15 protein-coding genes are annotated in these 15942 nt (G+C 69.5%); 9 read left to right on the top strand and 6 right to left on the bottom strand.

The genetic code is table 11. From position 1 onward, the window contains the following. The first annotated feature begins 69 nt into the window (after positions 1 to 69). The 3 genes from ACIOSY_RS17190 (at position 70) to ACIOSY_RS17180 (ending at position 2875) form a co-directional block, all read left to right on the top strand. Entirely contained in the window at positions 70 to 1548 is a 1479-nt protein-coding gene (locus ACIOSY_RS17190; RefSeq protein ID WP_400855377.1) for an amino acid ABC transporter substrate-binding protein/permease, read from the top strand. Next, positions 1545 to 2273, top strand: coding sequence for an amino acid ABC transporter ATP-binding protein (locus ACIOSY_RS17185; RefSeq protein ID WP_400855376.1), 729 nt, complete (start codon positions 1545 to 1547; stop codon positions 2271 to 2273). The genes ACIOSY_RS17190 and ACIOSY_RS17185 overlap by 4 nt, the downstream gene beginning before the upstream one ends. A gap of 71 nt (positions 2274 to 2344) precedes the next feature. After that, positions 2345 to 2875, top strand: coding sequence for a GNAT family N-acetyltransferase (locus tag ACIOSY_RS17180; protein WP_400855374.1), 531 nt, complete (start codon positions 2345 to 2347; stop codon positions 2873 to 2875). 3 nt (positions 2876 to 2878) lie between these two features. Here ACIOSY_RS17180 and purD read toward each other — a convergent pair whose 3' ends face one another. Together purD and ACIOSY_RS17170 are read right to left on the bottom strand one after the other, a co-directional pair. After that, complete coding sequence (gene purD / locus ACIOSY_RS17175) at positions 2879 to 4156, bottom strand: phosphoribosylamine--glycine ligase (protein ID WP_400855373.1); 1278 nt, start codon at positions 4154 to 4156, stop codon at positions 2879 to 2881. 247 nt (positions 4157 to 4403) lie between these two features. Further along, a complete protein-coding gene (locus ACIOSY_RS17170) occupies positions 4404 to 5072 on the bottom strand; it encodes an NUDIX hydrolase (protein ID WP_400855371.1) in 669 nt (222 codons plus the stop codon). 36 nt (positions 5073 to 5108) lie between these two features. Between ACIOSY_RS17170 and ACIOSY_RS17165 the strand changes: the two genes are divergently transcribed. The 3 genes from ACIOSY_RS17165 to ACIOSY_RS17155 all read left to right on the top strand — a co-directional run bounded on the left by ACIOSY_RS17165 (position 5109) and on the right by ACIOSY_RS17155 (position 6400). After that, positions 5109 to 5555 (top strand): hypothetical protein, encoded by a 447-nt coding sequence (locus ACIOSY_RS17165; RefSeq protein ID WP_400855370.1) that lies wholly within the window; start codon positions 5109 to 5111, stop codon positions 5553 to 5555. Further along, entirely contained in the window at positions 5555 to 5923 is a 369-nt protein-coding gene (locus ACIOSY_RS17160) for a sterol carrier family protein (protein WP_400855369.1), read from the top strand. Before ACIOSY_RS17165 ends, ACIOSY_RS17160 begins: the two co-directional genes overlap by 1 nt. A 120-nt stretch (positions 5924 to 6043) precedes the next feature. Next, entirely contained in the window at positions 6044 to 6400 is a 357-nt protein-coding gene (locus tag ACIOSY_RS17155; RefSeq protein WP_400855368.1) for a hypothetical protein, read from the top strand. Positions 6401 to 6422: 22 nt separating this feature from the next. On the opposite strand, the gene ACIOSY_RS17150 is transcribed toward ACIOSY_RS17155, so the two are convergent. The 3 genes from ACIOSY_RS17150 to ACIOSY_RS17140 are packed head-to-tail and all read right to left on the bottom strand — an operon-like array spanning position 6423 to position 9366. Beyond that, positions 6423 to 7196 (bottom strand): heme ABC transporter ATP-binding protein, encoded by a 774-nt coding sequence (locus ACIOSY_RS17150; protein WP_400855367.1) that lies wholly within the window; start codon positions 7194 to 7196, stop codon positions 6423 to 6425. Beyond that, positions 7193 to 8266, bottom strand: a complete 1074-nt coding sequence (locus ACIOSY_RS17145) for a FecCD family ABC transporter permease (protein WP_400855366.1) — start codon at positions 8264 to 8266, stop codon at positions 7193 to 7195. The genes ACIOSY_RS17150 and ACIOSY_RS17145 overlap by 4 nt, the downstream gene beginning before the upstream one ends. Further along, positions 8263 to 9366 carry a hemin ABC transporter substrate-binding protein gene (locus tag ACIOSY_RS17140; protein WP_400855365.1) on the bottom strand — a complete coding sequence of 368 codons (1104 nt, stop codon included), beginning with the start codon at positions 9364 to 9366 and terminating at the stop codon, positions 8263 to 8265. Before ACIOSY_RS17140 ends, ACIOSY_RS17145 begins: the two co-directional genes overlap by 4 nt. Positions 9367 to 9526: 160 nt before the next feature. Here ACIOSY_RS17140 and ACIOSY_RS17135 point away from each other — a divergent pair, with 160 nt between their 5' ends. Together ACIOSY_RS17135 and ACIOSY_RS17130 are read left to right on the top strand one after the other, a co-directional pair. Then, complete coding sequence (locus tag ACIOSY_RS17135) at positions 9527 to 13732, top strand: HtaA domain-containing protein (protein WP_400855363.1); 4206 nt, start codon at positions 9527 to 9529, stop codon at positions 13730 to 13732. A 100-nt stretch (positions 13733 to 13832) separates the two neighbouring features. Further along, positions 13833 to 14147: a potassium transporter Trk gene (locus ACIOSY_RS17130; RefSeq protein ID WP_400855361.1), complete on the top strand. Its 315-nt coding sequence runs from the start codon at positions 13833 to 13835 to the stop codon at positions 14145 to 14147. Positions 14148 to 14156: 9 nt separating this feature from the next. Here ACIOSY_RS17130 and ACIOSY_RS17125 read toward each other — a convergent pair whose 3' ends face one another. Next, positions 14157 to 14762, bottom strand: coding sequence for a zinc-binding alcohol dehydrogenase (locus ACIOSY_RS17125; RefSeq protein ID WP_400855359.1), 606 nt, complete (start codon positions 14760 to 14762; stop codon positions 14157 to 14159). Between the two features lie 61 nt (positions 14763 to 14823). Here ACIOSY_RS17125 and purM point away from each other — a divergent pair, with 61 nt between their 5' ends. After that, positions 14824 to 15939: a phosphoribosylformylglycinamidine cyclo-ligase gene (purM, locus tag ACIOSY_RS17120; RefSeq protein WP_400855357.1), complete on the top strand. Its 1116-nt coding sequence runs from the start codon at positions 14824 to 14826 to the stop codon at positions 15937 to 15939. Positions 15940 to 15942 lie beyond the last annotated feature (3 nt).

Raw genomic sequence — 15942 nt, 5'->3', positions numbered from 1 at the left:
GTTTCGCGTTGACTAAGGTAGACGGGCGGCGATCGACCGGTCGCCACCCCGATCCGAGGAGCATCCGTCGTGATCCGTAATCCATCTTCCCTGCGCGAGCGGCTCCGCCGGCTCGGTCGCACGACGAGCGCGATGGCGCTCACCGCGCTCGTCGCGGGCGCCGCCCTCCTCGGCGGAGCAGCCCCCGCGAGCGCCGCCGACGACGGCGAGACGTTCGTCATCGGCACCGACACCACCTTCGCCCCGTTCGAGTTCACGAACTCCGACGGCGAACTCGTCGGCATCGACATGGACCTGCTCCGCGCGATCGCGAAGGACCAGGGCTTCGAGGTCGAGATCCGCCAGCTCGGATTCGACGCGGCCCTGCAGGCCCTGCAGTCGAACCAGGTGGACGCCGTCATGGCCGGCATGTCGATCACCGACGAGCGCAAGGAGACGTTCGACTTCAGCGAGCCGTACTTCACCAGCGGCATCCAGCTGGGCGTGCTCGAGTCGAGCGACATCGAGTCGCTCGACGACCTCGACGGCAAGACCGTGGCGGTCAAGACCGGCACGCAGGGCCAGACCTTCGCGGAAGACAACCAGGAGGAGTACGGCTTCAAGATCACGCCGTACTCCGACACCACCGACATGGTGGATGCCGTCAAGGCCGGCCAGGCCGTCGGCTACTTCGAGGACTTCCCGGTGCTGGCGTACGGCATCCAGCAGGGGTCGGGCTTCCGTCTGATCGGTGAGCCCGAGCTCGGCGGCGAGTACGGCTTCGCGGTCAACAAGGGCATGAACCCCGAGCTGCTCGAGATGTTCAACGAGGGCCTCGCGAACCTGCAGGCCTCGGGCGAGTACGACGAGATCGTCGACACGTACCTGAGTGCGGGCGAAGCATCCACCCAGCCCACCGACATCATCTCGGTCGCCGTGAAGTACTGGCCGGCGCTGATGAGCGGTCTGTGGCTGACGATCCTCGCGACGCTCGTCGCCCTGGTCGCGGCCTTCATCCTCGGCATCGTGTTCGGCTTCGGACGCATCTCGAAGTTCCTGCCGTTCCGCTGGCTCGCGACCGCGTACGTGTTCGTGTTCCGCGGCACCCCGATCCTGGTGCAGGCCTTCTTCGTCTTCTTCGCCATCCCGCAGCTGTTCCCGGGTCTGCAGTTCAACCCGTTCGTGGCCGGTGCGATCACGCTCTCGCTCAACACGGGCGCGTACATGACCGAGATCATCCGCGGCGGCATCCAGGCGGTCGACCCGGGCCAGAGCGAGGCGTCTCGTTCGCTCGGCCTCGGCCACTGGAAGACCATGCAGAAGGTCGTGCTGCCGCAGGCGTTCCGCATTATGATCCCGTCGTTCGTGAACCAGGGCATCATCACCCTCAAGGACACGTCGCTGATCAGCGTCATCGGCCTGGCCGAGCTGACGTTCCAGTCGCGTCAGATCATCGCCTCGACGTATCTGTCGGCGCAGGTGCTGACGATCGTCGCCATCATCTACTTCGTCGTGATCACGCTGCTGACGCTGCTCGCGAACCGCCTGGAGAGGACGCTCAACGCATGAGCAAGATCGCCGTGCAGAACCTGCACAAGTCGTTCGGAAGCAACGAGGTGCTCAAGGGCATCGACCTCACGGTGGAGGACGGCGAGGTCGTCGCGGTCATCGGACCCTCGGGTTCGGGCAAGTCGACCCTGCTGCGCTGCCTCAACAAGCTGGAGGAGCCCACGTCGGGCAAGGTCGTCATCGACGGTGTCGACCTGACCGACAAGAGCGTCAAGCTCGATGAGGTGCGCCAGCGCATCGGCATGGTCTTCCAGCACTTCAACCTGTTCCCGCACATGACCGTGCTCGAGAACATCACGCTCGCGCCGATCGAGCTCGGTCGCCTCTCGAAGTCCAAGGCGCGCGAGCGCGCGATGGCGCTGCTCGAGCGCGTGGGACTCAGCGAGAAGGCGGATGCCAAGCCCGCATCGCTCTCGGGTGGCCAGAAGCAGCGCGTGGCGATCGCCCGCGCGCTGGCCATGGACCCCGAGATCATGCTGTTCGACGAGGCCACCAGCGCCCTCGACCCGGAGATGGTCGGTGAGGTGCTGCAGGTCATCCGCGACCTGGCCGAGGGCGGCATGACGATGGTGCTCGTGACGCACGAGATGGGCTTCGCGCGCGAGGTCTCCGACCGCACCGTCTTCATGGACGACGGCGTCGTCGTGGAGGAGGCCGTTCCTGCCGAGCTGTTCGATGCTCCCAAGAACGAGCGACTCAAGGAGTTCCTCTCGAAGGTGCTGTAGTTCGCAGCATCCGCTCTTCTTCTCGTTGGCCGAGGTTGCACATGGTCGGCCGCGTCTGATGGGGTGGTCGGATGACCGTGCAGCTCGTTCGTCCGACCACCGACCTCTTCGACTCGTGGGCGTCGGCCGTGGCCGCGTTCGGCGACGGCCATGTCGACGGATCTGGGCTGACGGCTCCGGTGACCCCGGATCGCACGACGCTCGACGCGCTCATCGCGAACGCCGAGCGGCTGGCCGATACGAGCATCGCGCCGCCCGAAGACCGCGTGCACAACGACCTCTACTGGGTGGTGGACGGCGCAGAGGTCGTCGGCTTCCTCTCGTTCCGGCACACCCTCAACGAGTGGCTTCGGGAGACCGGCGGGCACATCGGGTACGCCGTGCGCGCCTCGCGCCGCCGCCAGGGCATCGCGTCCGCCGCGTTGGCCCTCGGCCTCGACCGGGCGCGCGAGATCGGCCTCGACCGCGTCTTCCTCACCTGCGACGTCGACAATGAAGGTTCGTTCCGCACGATCGAGCGAGCGGGCGGCGTGCTGCAGGACGTGAGCGACCAGTCCGCGCGGGGCGAGGGCGTGCAGCGCCGCTACTGGATCGCGCTCTAGGAGTTACTCCGCGACGCGGGCGGCGATGTCGGTGCGGTAGTGCGAGCCCTCGAGGGCGATGCGTTCGATCGCGTCGTACGCGCGGGCGCGGGCCGTGGCGAAGTCGGATGCCGTCGCCACCACGTTCAGCACGCGACCGCCTGTTGCGAGAAGGTCGCCGCCCGGAGCATCCGGACCCGCCGTCGCGGCATGCACGATGCGCACGCCCTCGACGGATGCGGCATCGGCGAGGTTCTCGATCGGGCGCCCCGTCTGCGGTGCCTCGGGGTAGCCCTCGCTCGCCAGCACGACCGTGATCGCGACCTCGTCGCTGAACACGGGATCGGGCTGGTCTTCGAGAGTGCCGGATGCCGCGGCGAAGAGCAGCTCCGACAGTGGCGTGACCAGGCGGGGGAGCACGACCTGCGTCTCGGGGTCGCCGAAGCGAGCGTTGAACTCGATCACGCGCACGCCCTCGGGGGTGAGGATGAGTCCCGCGTAGAGCAGCCCGATGAACGGGGTGCCCTCGGAGTCGAGCTGACGGACAACCGGAACGGCCACGTCGCGGGTGACCTCGTCGACGAACGCCTGCTCGCTGCCGAACTGCTCGGCGAGCCAGGGCAACGGCGAGTATGCGCCCATGCCGCCGGTGTTGGGGCCGGCATCGCCGTCGAGCGCGCGCTTGAAGTCCTGCGCGGGGCTCAGCGCGCGCACGGTGTCGCCGTCGCTGAGGAAGAAGAGCGAGACCTCGGGGCCGGAGAGGAACTCCTCGACGAGGATCGGGCCCGAGGGCAGGTAGTGCTCGGCGTGCGCGAGGGCCTCGGAGCGGTCGGAGGTGACGATGACGCCCTTGCCGGCGGCGAGTCCGTCGGCCTTGACCACGTGCGGGGCGCCGAGCTGGTCGAAGGCCGACTCGACCTCGGCGACCGTGGCGGCGCGCACGGCGCGACCGGTCGGAACGCCCGCGGAGTCCATGATGCGCTTCGCGAACGCCTTCGAGCCCTCGAGCTGGGCCGCAGCCTTGCCCGGGCCGAAGACCGGGATGCCGCGCTCGCGCAGTGCATCGGCGACGCCGGCGACCAGCGGCGCCTCGGGGCCGATGACGACGAGGTCGATCGCGTTCTCGTTCGCGAACGCGGTGACCGCGCCACCGTCGAGCACGTCGACCGTGACGGGGGTCGCATCCTGCGCGATGCCGGCGTTGCCGGGCGACACGAAGACCTCGTGCTCTGCCTGCTCGGCCCGCAGGGCGAGGATGATCGCGTGCTCACGGGCACCGGAACCGAGGACGAGAATCTTCACCCGCCCAGCCTACCGAGCCTCGCGCGTCGCGTTTCGGTGGGTGTCCTCGTCTGGCGCCCTGCACAACTCCTCAGAAGCGGGCGGTTCGAGGGAGGTTGAGCGGTTTCGGGGTCGAAGCCGTGAGGTTCTGAGGAGTTGTGCAGGGCGGCCCGGCCATAACTCAGGACAAAAGACCCCAGCCCCCGGGATTCGCGGCCGAAACCCGTCGGGTGGCCTGATCTGTCCTGAATTGTGGCCGAGGGATCGGTCAGACCGGTCGCTCGTCGTCGACGTTCCACGGCACGGTCCAGCCGGCCGCGTCGAAGAGACCGCTGAGCACCATGGCCGTGAATCCCCAGACGATCGTTCCGTCGACGTCGAAGGCCGGGGCGCGGAACGTGCGATCGCCGAAGGCGCGCACCGACGTGTACCGGGTGGCCGGGTCGAGCAGCTGCGCCACCGGCACCCGGAACACCTCCACCGTTTCGGCGTGGTCGACGGCGGCGACCCGCGAGGGGGTGCGCCACCAGCCCAGCACCGGAGTGACGCGGTGATTGCTGGCGGCGAGCGGGATCTCGGGCAGCGTCGCCAGCACGTCGACGCCCGTGGGGTCGAGCCCGGTCTCCTCTTCTGCTTCGCGCAACGCGGTGGCGACGGCATCCGCATCGCCGGGTTCGACCCGACCACCGGGGAACGACACCTGTCCGGGGTGCGACGAGAGGGTTGATGCGCGGCGCTGCAGCAGCACGTCGAGGTCGCGCGCGACCGCCGCGTCTTGCACGACGGCGGGTTCGCGGTCGAGCACGCCGAACAGGATCAGCACCGAGGCGTCGTTCGCGGTCGACGGGTCCAGCAGTGCCGGGAACGGCCCGCCCCACGAGTGCCCGGTCGCGGCGGCGAGCAGCTCGGCGCGGGCGCCTTCGGGATGCATGCTCATGCGTCGAGCCTACGGGCGCGAGATAGGCTCGCGGGCGTGAAGACATGGCACGGAATCGGCGCAGGGATGCTCCTGCTGGTCGCACTGACCGGGTGCAGCGCCGCGGCGGAGCCGAATCCCGACGAGGTGAGCGACTGGATCGACTCGTGGGACGACCAGATCCCGAACAGCATCGGCGTTCTCGCGGGTATGGCCACGACCCCGTCGAATGCGCAGCCGGGTGATGGGGTGTCGATGAGCGAACTGGATGCGGTCGATGCCAGCACGATCGAGTTCTCGTGCTTCGGCGAAGAGACGATGAGCGTCGACTACACGGTCGAGACGGGGCCCACGGCGATGAACCGGATCGACGAAGACCTCGTCTGCGACGACAGCCCGCACGTGCTCAGCCGCGACGTGGTCGGGATCACCGAGGTCACGGCGAACGGCATCAGCCCGACCGGGCTCGGAGCATGGGCGGTCGTCGTCCGGGAGAAGAAGTGATGGCGAAGAAGATCGATCTCATCGACGGGCGCACGGCGCTCGACATCGTGAAGAAGGCGGATGCCGCGGGCGAGAAGCCTCCGCGCACCGCCCTCGCCACGGCCGTGCGGTACCTGCTGCAGTTGCTCGACGAGAAGGCTCCGGGCAACAGCGTCGAGGTGCGGGTGCCGCCGTTCGGCGCGGTGCAGGTCATCCAGGGGCCGCGGCATACGCGTGGCACCCCGCCGAACGTGGTCGAGATGGATGCCGCGACGTGGATCGCGGTCGCCCTCGGTGAGGAGCAATGGGCGGATGCCGCGGCATCCGGTCGTATCGCCGCCTCGGGCACCCGCGCCGACCTCGTCGACGTGCTGCCCCTGCGGCCCTAGTGGACTCGCTCAGGGCCGGCTCCTGAGCGCGGAGCGCAGCGACGAGACGAAGGGCCCGCAGAGACGTGACTGTGTCGGAGGCTGCGGATACGGTGGCGGAAGTCGAACGAAGGGACCTTCGTGGGAAAGCGCAAGTCACCGGAACAGCTCGCTGACGAACAGCGTCGATACGCCCTGGCCAGGGCGGCGCGCACGCCCGAGGAGTTCGCGGTGTTCTTCGACGATCCCAACCAGGCGATCCGCGCGGCCGCCGCGAACAATCCTGATGCCGATGAGGCGACGCTCTCGCGTTTCGCGCACGATCGCTTCTGGGGCACGCGTCTGTCGGTGGTGGAGAACCCGAACGTGACGCGCGAGATCCTCCTGCAGATGCTCGAGTCCGACCCCCGACAGCGCGGTGTCTCGCACCATGCCGCCAGGGACAGGCTGATCGCCGAGGGGGTGACGTTCGACGAAGACGGCCTGCCGGTGCTCTGAGCCCCTCGGCCCTTACCCCGCCTTAGCGCCGCGCGACCACCAGCGGAACCCCGGTGACGGGGTGCGGGAACACGTCGACGGCCTGTCCGTAGACCTCTTCGATGCGGGCGGCCGTGAGCACTTCGGCGGGTGTGCCCGAGGCGACGACGCGTCCGTCCGACAGCAGGGTGACGCGGTCGGCGTGTGCGAGGGCGGCGTTCAGGTCGTGCAGCACGATCGCGACGGCGATGCCCTCGGCTGCTCGCAGGCCGATGAGGCGCATGACGTCTTCATGGTGCTTGAGGTCGAGCGCGGCGGTCGGCTCGTCGAGCAGCAGGATGCCGGTGCTCTGAGCGATCACGCGGGCCAGGGCGACGCGGGCGCGTTCGCCGCCCGAGAGCGACGTGACCGCGCGGGCGCTGAGCGGCAGCACCTCGGTCGACCCCATGGAGGTCGCGACGATCGCGTCGTCGTCGTCGGCCGCGGGGGTGCGCGCCCAGGGGGTGCGGCCCATGCGCACGACCTGTTCGGCGGTGAAGGGGAAAGACACCGCGTTCTCCTGCAGCAGCACGGCGCGCTGTTGGGCGAGCGCGCGGGAGCGGATGCCGGTGACCGGCGCCCCATCGAGCTCGACGGATCCGGACTGCGCGGTCACATCGCCGGCGAGCACCCCGAACAGGGTGGTCTTGCCGGCGCCGTTGGGTCCGACCAGGGCGTGGATCTCTCCGGCGCGGATCTCGATCGAGGCGTCGTCGAGGATCGCGCGTCCGTCGCCGACGCGCACGGTGAGCCCGGTGCCCCGCAGTCGCACGCTCACGCCCAGCCTCCGGCGCGGCGGCGCGTGCGCACGAGCAGCCAGAGGAAGAACGGGCCGCCGACGAGCGAGGTGATCATGCCGATCGGTAGATCGGCGAGAGGCACGGCGGTGCGGGCGACGAGGTCGGCGACGGCGATGAGCAGGGCGCCTCCGAGCGCCGAGGCGATGACGAGCGGCAGGTGGGCGGGGCCGATGATCATGCGCATCAGGTGGGGCACGACGAGACCCGCGAAGCCGATGATGCCGGCGAACGCGACGGCCGCGCACACGAGCAGGGCGACGGTCACGATGACGGTGATGCGCAGCAGCTCGACGTTGAGGCCGAGGTGGCGGGCGGTGCGCTCGCCGAGGGCGAAGAGGTCGAGGCTGGGGGCGACGATGAGCCCCACGACGATACCGATGGCGACGAGCGGGGCGACGAGGGCGACGTTCGACCACAGGGCGCCGTTGAGCGAGCCGAGCTGCCAGAACACGATCTGCTCGCGCGTCGACGTCGTGCCGAGGAAGGTGAGGAACGCCATCCCCGCACCGGCGATCGCATTGATCGCGATGCCGGTGAGCAACAGCGTCACGACCTCGGTGCGCCCACCCGATCGGCTGATGAAGTAGACGGAGAAGACGGCGACGAGTCCGCCGAGGAAAGCGAACGCCGGAGTGGTCCACATGCCGAACGAGGCCAGGCCCAGGGTGATGCTCGCGGCGGCACCGAGCGCGGCACCCGAGGAGACGCCGACGACTCCGGCATCCGCCAGCGGGTTCCCGAAGATCGCCTGCATCAGCACACCCGAGACCGCGAGCGCGGCACCGACCAGCAGACCGAGCACCAGCCGCGGCATCCGGATGCTGTTGATGACTCCGTAGTCGGTGGCGTTCGACGGGGCCCAGGCGGTGTCGATGCCGATTCCGTGCAGCAGCACGCCGATGAGGTCGGTGGGGGAGAGGTCGTACTGCCCGCTGGTGATCGAGACCACGCAGGTGATCGCGAGGGCGGCCAGCAGGCCGATCACGACCAGGGCGAAGCGCAGCCCCCGGCGCGTGGTCGGCGTCGGGGTGACGACCTCCGAGGTCATTTCGCGGGCTCGGGGGCGTACAGGGCGCGGGCGAGGGCGCTGATGACGTCGGCAGAGCGGGGCCCGAAGCTCAGGATCTCGCTGTCGGCCATGTCGATGACACGGCGGTTGATGCCCGCGGGGGTCTCGGCGACGGCGGGGACGCGCTCGATCAGTCCGTCGATGCCGCCGACCGAGTCGAGTCCGTCGGTCATCATCACCAGCACGTCGGGCTTCGCGGCGACGAGCGCTTCGGCCGTCATGGGCTTCATGCCCTCCCAGCCGATCTCCTCGGCGACGTCGACGCCCCCGACCGCGTCGATCAGCGAGTCCGCCCCGGAGTCCTCGCCGAAGATGTAGTAGATGTTCGCGCTGCCGCGCACGTAGAGGAACAGCATCCGCGTGCGGTCGCCCTCATCGGCCGGCACGATCTCGGCGATCTCGGCCAGGGCCTCATCGAGCTGGCCGTCGAGTCGCTCGATCAGTGCGGCGCCGCGGCTGGGCACACCGAGTGCGGTGGCGATCTCGGTGACGAGCTCGTCGGTGGTGTCGAGGCGACGATCGCTCGAGATCACGACCACGGCGATGCCGGCGTCGCGCAGTTGCTGGCGCACTTCCTTCGGGCCGATCGTGGTGTCGGTGAGGATCACGGTCGGGGCGAGCTCGAGGATCGCCTCGGCATTGAGGCTGTGCCCGGTCTGTGTGACGACGGGCAGGCCTTCGGTGCCGGCGAACTGCGTCGACGAGTCGCGTCCGACGACCTGGTCGCCGAGCCCGAGGGCGAAGACGGTCGACGAGATCGTGCCCGAGATGTCGATGGGGAGGATGCGGTCGGCCGAGGTGATGGTGACCTCGCGGTCTTCGCTGTCGGTCACCGTCACGGGCAGGTCCGGAGCGGTGTCGTCGTCGACCGGGTCGATCGCATGGCTCGAGAGGCAGGCGGTCGAGGGGCCTTCGACCGCGCGCACTTCGTCGGTGAGGTCGAGGTCGGCGAGCGGGACGGATGCCTGCGGGCAGTCATCCTCGATCGTCGGTGCGGCGGCGTCTGCGGTGGGCTGTGCACAACCTGCGAGACCGATCGCGATCGTGGCAGCGAGGAAGACGGCAAGAACGCGGCGCATAAGGCAAGGCTATCCTAAAACTTGACTCGCTCCGCGGCTTCCCTCTACGCTCAGGAAGAGGCTGGTTCTTAGCGCAGCCTAACCTAATTCCTTCGCCCGATTGCATTGCGGCACCGCCGGCGTGCGTGCCCGCGCACCCTGGGGGCCCGGAGAGAAACCCGTGAACTCCACCGTCACCACGCCCAGAGCGAGCAGCCGCGTCCGCGCGGCCATCGCTGCCCTGATATCGCTCTTCCTCGTCGTCACCGGCCTCACCGTCGCGCAACCCGCGCTCGCGGCCGACGGCGCCGTCACGACGAGCGTCACCGCGGCGAGCACCTCCGGTGTCTCGGTGCAGGTACAGGCATCCGGACTCCCCGCCGATGCAACCGGCGCGTACGCCGCGCTCATCGTGAAGGGCTCAGAGGCGCAGGTCACGGCCGATGGCGGGTACGCCGCCATGCAGTTCGTGCGCACGGTCTCGGCGGGCGCCTTCGGCATCGAGCTGGTGGCGCCGACGAGCGGACTCGACCGCACCAAGACCTATGAGGTCATCGTCTGGCAGCAGCACACCATCCCCGACGCGTCCAACATCTACGCGCGCAGTGACGTCAGTATCAGCGCAGCGCAGTGGGACGCCGTCTTCCCGCCGGTGGTCGAAGAGCCGGGCACCGACCCCGGCACTGACCCGGGTACGGACCCCGGCACCGACCCGGGTACGGACCCCGGAACCGATCCGGGCACTGACCCCGGAACCGATCCGGGCACTCACCCCGGAACTGACCCCGGGACGCCGGCAGCCCCGTCGATCTCCGTCTTCCTCGCCGACGGCGTCACCCCGGCCGCGAGCACGGCCCTCAAGGCGGGCGACAAGGTCGTCGTCAAGGGCGCCGGTTACGACCCGGCCGCCAACATCGGCGTCCGTGGCGCCCCGATCCCCGCCAACCTCCCGCAGGGCACGTACGTCGTGTTCGGCAACTTCGCCGAGAACTGGAAGCCCTCGGCATCCGCTCCCGCCGCGAACCGCGTGGTCGGCTCGCAGCTGTGGGCGCTCGCCGAAGGCGTGCTGAACCAGGTGCCCGCCAACTACCAGGGTGCGATCCGCAGCCAGTGGGTCGACATCGCGTCTGACGGCACCTTCACCGCCACCCTCGCGCTGAAGGACACGGCATCCGCTCCCGGTGCGTTCGGCGTGTACACGTACGGTGCCGGTGGCGTCGTGAACGCCGATCAGGAGCGCAGCGTCGCCCTGAACTACTCGCTCACCCCGAAGATCACCGTGAGTTCTGCGGTGACCGCCGGTGCGACGGGCATCACCACGACCGTCAACGGCACCCAGTTCGGCACGGCGACCGGCGTCTACGCCGCGGTCATCGAGACCGGCACCGAGGCGAACGTCACGGCCGGCGGAGGCTTCGCCGCCATGCAGTTCGTGCGCGGCGTCTCGGGCGGCGCGTTCACGGTCGCCCTCGACGCTCCGGCGACGGCGCTCGACCGCACCAAGACCTACGAGGTGCTCGTCTGGCAGCAGCACACGCTGCCGAACGCCTCGACGATCCTCGCCCGCACGCCGATCACGATCAGTGCGGCCGACTGGGACGCGATCGCTCCCGCCCCCGCCGCCCCGTCGATCTCGGTGTTCCTCGCCGATGGCGTGACCCCGGCCGAGGGCGTGGCTCTCCGCACCGGTGACAAGGTCGTCGTGAAGGGCTCGGGCTACGACCCCGCCGCCAACGTCGGTGGTCGTGGTGTTCCGATTCCCGCGACGCTGCCGCAGGGCACGTACGTGGTCTTCGGCAACTTCGCCGAGAACTGGAAGCCGTCGGCATCCGCTCCCGCCGCCAACCGCTCTGTCGGTTCGCAGCTCTGGGCGCTCGCCGAGGGCGTTCTGAACCAGGTGCCCGCGAGCTTCCAGCCGACGATCCGCAGCCAGTGGGTCGACATCGCGGCCGACGGCACGTTCACCGCCACGCTGACGCTGAAGGATGCCGCGGCCAAGCCGGGCGCCTACGGCATCTACACCTACGGCGCCGGTGGCGTCGTGAACGCCGATCAGGAGCGCGCCGTCGCCCTGAAGTACACCGAGGCACCCGTCGTGACCACGACGGTGAAGTCGGCGACGGAGGACGGCCTGACGGTCGCCGTCGCGGGTTCGAAGATCGGTGATGTCACGGGTGCGTATGTCGCGCTGATCGAGAAGGGCACCGAGGCCGATGTGACGGCCGGCGGTGGGTTCCTGGCGATGCAGTTCGTTCGTAACGTGTCGGGTGGTGCGTTCACCGTCGATCTGACGGCGGCTGCGGACACGCTCGATCGTTCGAAGACCTACGAGGTCATCGCGTGGCAGCAGCACACGATGCCGAACGCGTCGACGATCTACGCCCGCTCGACCGTCACCGTGACGGATGCCCAGTGGGTCGCGATCCTCGGCCCGGACGATGCGCCTGCGGTCACCACGACCGTGAAGTCGGCGACCGCCGCCGGAGGCCTCACGGTCACCGGTGCGGGAACCGGGCTCGGTGACGCGACCGGCGCCTACGTCGCGCTGATCGAGGCAGGCACGGCCGGATCGATCACGCCGACGGACGGCTTCCTCGCCATGCAGTACGTGCGCGACGTCGCCGACGGTGCGTTCTCGGTCGACCTGAACGTCGCGGCGAGCAAGCTCGACCGCACCACGTCGTACGAGGTCATCGCCTGGAAGCAGCACACGCTGCCCACGAGCGACACGATCTACGCGTCGGCTGCGGTGACGATCACCGAGAAGCAGTGGGACGACCTGCTCGGCAAACCGCCGGTCGAGCCGGGCACTCCGCCGGTCACTCCGCCGGCGACCGTTCCCGGTGGCTCGCTGCTGTGGTCGATCTCGTCGTCGTTCACGAACTACATCACCGGTCCGATCGCGCACGGCGCGATCGAGGTCACCGGCGGAGCGACCCGCTCGGGCGGACAGTTCCAGTTCGGCCAGGCCGTCGGCAGCACGTACGACACCGCGACCGGCCTCGGCACGGTCTCGTACGTCGGATCCGTGCGCTTCACCGGGCACAACGGCATCCTCGATGTGACCGTCGCGAATCCGCAGATCCGCATCACGTCGGCGAACACGGCGACGCTCTACGTCACCAGCGGCGGAAGCCAGGTCGCTTTCGCGACGCTCGACCTGTCGAGCGCGGCGAAGACCACGGCGAACGGCGCCGTCACCTATGTCGCCGCTCCCGCATCGCTGACCAACGCCGGCGTCAGCCAGGTGTTCCAGGGCTACTCCACCACGCTCAACCCGGTCACCTTCACGATCGGTTCCGCTGCCGCGGCACCGGCCGGGTCATCCGGAACGGTCGCGGCGGCCGCCGCCGTCGTGAAGAAGGCGACGCTGCCGGCCACCCCGCCGACCAGCGCCGGCATCGTGATCGACGACGACAACCTCGCAGCCCTGCAGTCGGGCAAGCCCGCCACGATCACGGCATCCGGATTCCAGCCGAACGAGAAGGACATCAAGGTCGTCGTGTACTCGACGCCCGTGCTGCTCGACTCGATCACGGCGGATGCCTCGGGCAACGCCACCTGGACGGGCTCGCTGCCCGCCACCCTCGAGAACGGCGAGCACACGCTCACCCTGCAGGGCTCGGTCTCGCGCGGACTCGCGTTCACGCTCGCTCGTGAGACCGTCGTGATCGGCGCCTGCACCATCGACGGCGCGAGCCTGAACTGGGGCTTCAAGGAGTCGTTCCGCACCTACATCGAGGGCATCGCGAAGGGTGGCTGGACGCTCACCGACGTGGCCTACCAGTACCCCGACTTCGTCTGGGCGAACGGCTCCGGCTCGTTCGACGATGAGACGGGTGCAGGGCTCGTGACATACGGCGGCAGCATCAACTTCACGGGCCACGACGGCGCGCTGAACACGACGCTGGCGAACTTCCGCATCGAGCTCGCGGGCGACACCGGCTACATCGTGGTCGACGTCACCGGCACCACGCAGACCGGTGAGGCCATCGACCTGAAGGCCGTCCGCTTCGCGGAGTTCGCCCTCGGCGACGCGGCTCCGGTCGACGGAGTGCTCACGCTCGACAGCATCCCCGCCACCCTCACCGAGGCAGGGGCCACCGCCTTCGGCACCTACGCCGCGGGTGAGGCGCTCGACCCGGTCAGCGCCGTCATCCCGGTGGGTGCGGACTGCGGCGTCGCCGCTCCGGTCGAGGACGAGGCCGACTCCGAGGCGAGCGCATCGGTCACCGCCGTGACCGAGGTCGCCGACGAGCAGGGCGCCCCGATCTGGCCGTGGATCGTCGGAGGACTCGTCCTCGTCGCCCTGGTCGGCGCCGGCGGCGTGTACATCGGACGCCGCAGCAACAAGCCGGCACTTGCGGAGACGACCACCGAGGTCTGATCCGGCCCTTCGACAGGCTCAGGGACCCATCCACATGGGTTGCTGAGCCTGTCGAAGCATCCCGTGCCACGGCCACAGGGAACGGTGGGAGAATGGAGGCATGTCCTCCTCCGAGACCTCCCAGACCGTCGAAGCGACCGTGCGCCACGTGCCGCGGTACGGCGTGTTCATGGGCATCGGTGTCGTGCTGGGCATCATCGCCGCCGGCATCCTCACCTTCACCGGCAGCTTCGAAGAGTCGCAGGCTCTCGACGTCGTCTACCCGGCCGGTCAGGTCTTCGGGTTCCTCCTCCTGTGGACGGTGCCGATCGGCCTCGCCCTCGGTGGCGTCGTCGCGCTGATCCTCGAGCGCACCGGCCGTCGCCACGACCGCGTCGTGCGGGTCGGCCGCGAGACCATCGTCGAAGCGGACTGACGTTCGGGGCTACGCCAGCTCGGCGATCACCGGCCGGATGGCCGCATCGAACGCCACGATGTCGCGCCGCAGACCGTCGGTCACGGCAACGGTGAGGGCCCCGATCCACCAGATGCCGCGCTGCGAGAACGGCAGCACCTGCACGTTCAGCTCGAACGAGTGCGCGCGACGCCCGATGTCGCGTTCGAACTCGGCGATCGCGCTGGCATAGGCGCGATAGGCGTCGCCGCCGGTGTGGTGCTTCATCGAGCCGACGTAGTGGTCATGCGCGTCGCGCGCATAGCGGAGGGCGGATGCCCCGTGCGGGGCGATGGCGGAGGCGAGCTGTTCCGCCCCCGAAGCAGGCAGGGCGACGAGCGTGTCGAACCCCTCGATCAGCTCGAGCGGACCGCTCGAGGGATGCGCGCGGGGCTCGACGGTCATGTCCCAGTATTCGCGCCACTGGGTTTCGATCTCCGCCGTGGCGTCCGAAGCATCCGGGGCACGTACCGGCAGGTTGCGCAGGCTCGGCAGGTCGTCGGGAACGCGGATGCCGAGCTCCTGGCGCAGCGCGAGGGCGACGAGCACGGGAACGCTCGCGTCTTCGCGGATGAGCCACTGCGGCTTGTCGGCCATGGCCCCATCGTAGGGCTGTGAAGGGAGAACCGACACGCCCCGCGGACGGTAGGCTGGACGCGTGGCTGCCTCCCCCACCAATCCCTATTCCGAAGCCGGCGTCGATACCGCTGCCGGCGACCTCGCCGTCGAGCTGATGAAGTCGTCCGTGAGGGCGACGCACGGCCCGGAAGTGCTCGGGGGTGTCGGCGGTTTCGCCGGCCTCTTCGACGCCAGCGCACTGCGCGACTTCCGCCGTCCCCTGCTCGCGACCAGTACCGACGGTGTCGGCACGAAGGTCGCCATCGCGCAGGCGATCGACAAGCACGACACGATCGGCCAAGACCTGGTCGGCATGGTCGTCGACGACATCGTCGTGGTGGGGGCCAAGCCCCTGTTCATGACCGACTACATCGCGTGCGGCAAGGTCTTCCCGCAGCGCATCGCCGACATCGTGCGCGGTATCGCCGAGGCCTGTGCGGCCACGGGCACCGCGCTCGTCGGCGGCGAGACAGCCGAGCACCCCGGGCTCCTCGGACCGCGCGACTACGACGTCGCCGGTGCGGCGACGGGTGTCGTCGAGGCCGACGCGATCCTCGGTGCCGAGCGGGTGACCGACGGCGACGCCGTGATCGCGATCGCGTCGAGCGGCCTGCACTCCAACGGCTACTCGCTGGTGCGCCACATCATCACGGGCGCCGGCATCTCCTACGGCGACAATGCGGCCGAGCTCGGCACGACCTGGGGCGAGGCGCTCCTCGAGCCGACCCGCCTCTACACGCTTCCGCTGCTGCGCCTCATCGACGCGCTCCCCGGCGGGGTGCACGCGCTCAGCCACGTCACCGGCGGCGGCATCGCGGCGAACCTCGCCCGCGTGCTCCCGCAGGGCAGCTGGGCCGAGGTCGACCGCAGCACGTGGTCGCCGAGCCCCGTCTTCCGGGTGCTGAGCGACATCGCCGGTTCGTCGCTCGAGTCGGCGGAGGGCACCTGGAACCTGGGAATCGGGTTCCTCGCGGTCATCGCAGACGACAAGAAAGACGCCGCGATCGCGGCACTCGCCGCAGAAGGCATGCCCGCGTGGCAGGTCGGCACGGTGCGCTTCAGCGGGCAGCCCGCAGGAGAATTCGAACAGGGCGCCAAGGGCGTCGACGGCGGAGCGGTGCGCCTCGTGGGCGCCTACGCGGACGGAGCGATGTAAACC

This window comes from Microbacterium sp. NPDC087665, from assembly GCF_044743285.1.
Taxonomy (GTDB): domain Bacteria; phylum Actinomycetota; class Actinomycetes; order Actinomycetales; family Microbacteriaceae; genus Microbacterium.
This window is presented reverse-complemented; position numbering and strand designations above follow the sequence as displayed.

Excerpts from the sequence above, each read along its gene's own strand:
- ACIOSY_RS17170 (WP_400855371.1), bottom strand. The coding sequence starts at position 5,072 with ATGAGCATGCATCCCGAAGGCGCCCGCGCCGAGCTGCTCGCCGCCGCG.
- ACIOSY_RS17185 (WP_400855376.1), top strand. The coding sequence starts at position 1,545 with ATGAGCAAGATCGCCGTGCAGAACCTGCACAAGTCGTTCGGAAGCAAC.
- ACIOSY_RS17180 (WP_400855374.1), top strand. The coding sequence starts at position 2,345 with ATGACCGTGCAGCTCGTTCGTCCGACCACCGACCTCTTCGACTCGTGG.
- ACIOSY_RS17140 (WP_400855365.1), bottom strand. The coding sequence starts at position 9,366 with ATGCGCCGCGTTCTTGCCGTCTTCCTCGCTGCCACGATCGCGATCGGT.
- ACIOSY_RS17125 (WP_400855359.1), bottom strand. The coding sequence starts at position 14,762 with ATGGCCGACAAGCCGCAGTGGCTCATCCGCGAAGACGCGAGCGTTCCC.
- ACIOSY_RS17160 (WP_400855369.1), top strand. The coding sequence starts at position 5,555 with ATGGCGAAGAAGATCGATCTCATCGACGGGCGCACGGCGCTCGACATC.
- ACIOSY_RS17145 (WP_400855366.1), bottom strand. The coding sequence starts at position 8,266 with ATGACCTCGGAGGTCGTCACCCCGACGCCGACCACGCGCCGGGGGCTG.
- ACIOSY_RS17130 (WP_400855361.1), top strand. The coding sequence starts at position 13,833 with ATGTCCTCCTCCGAGACCTCCCAGACCGTCGAAGCGACCGTGCGCCAC.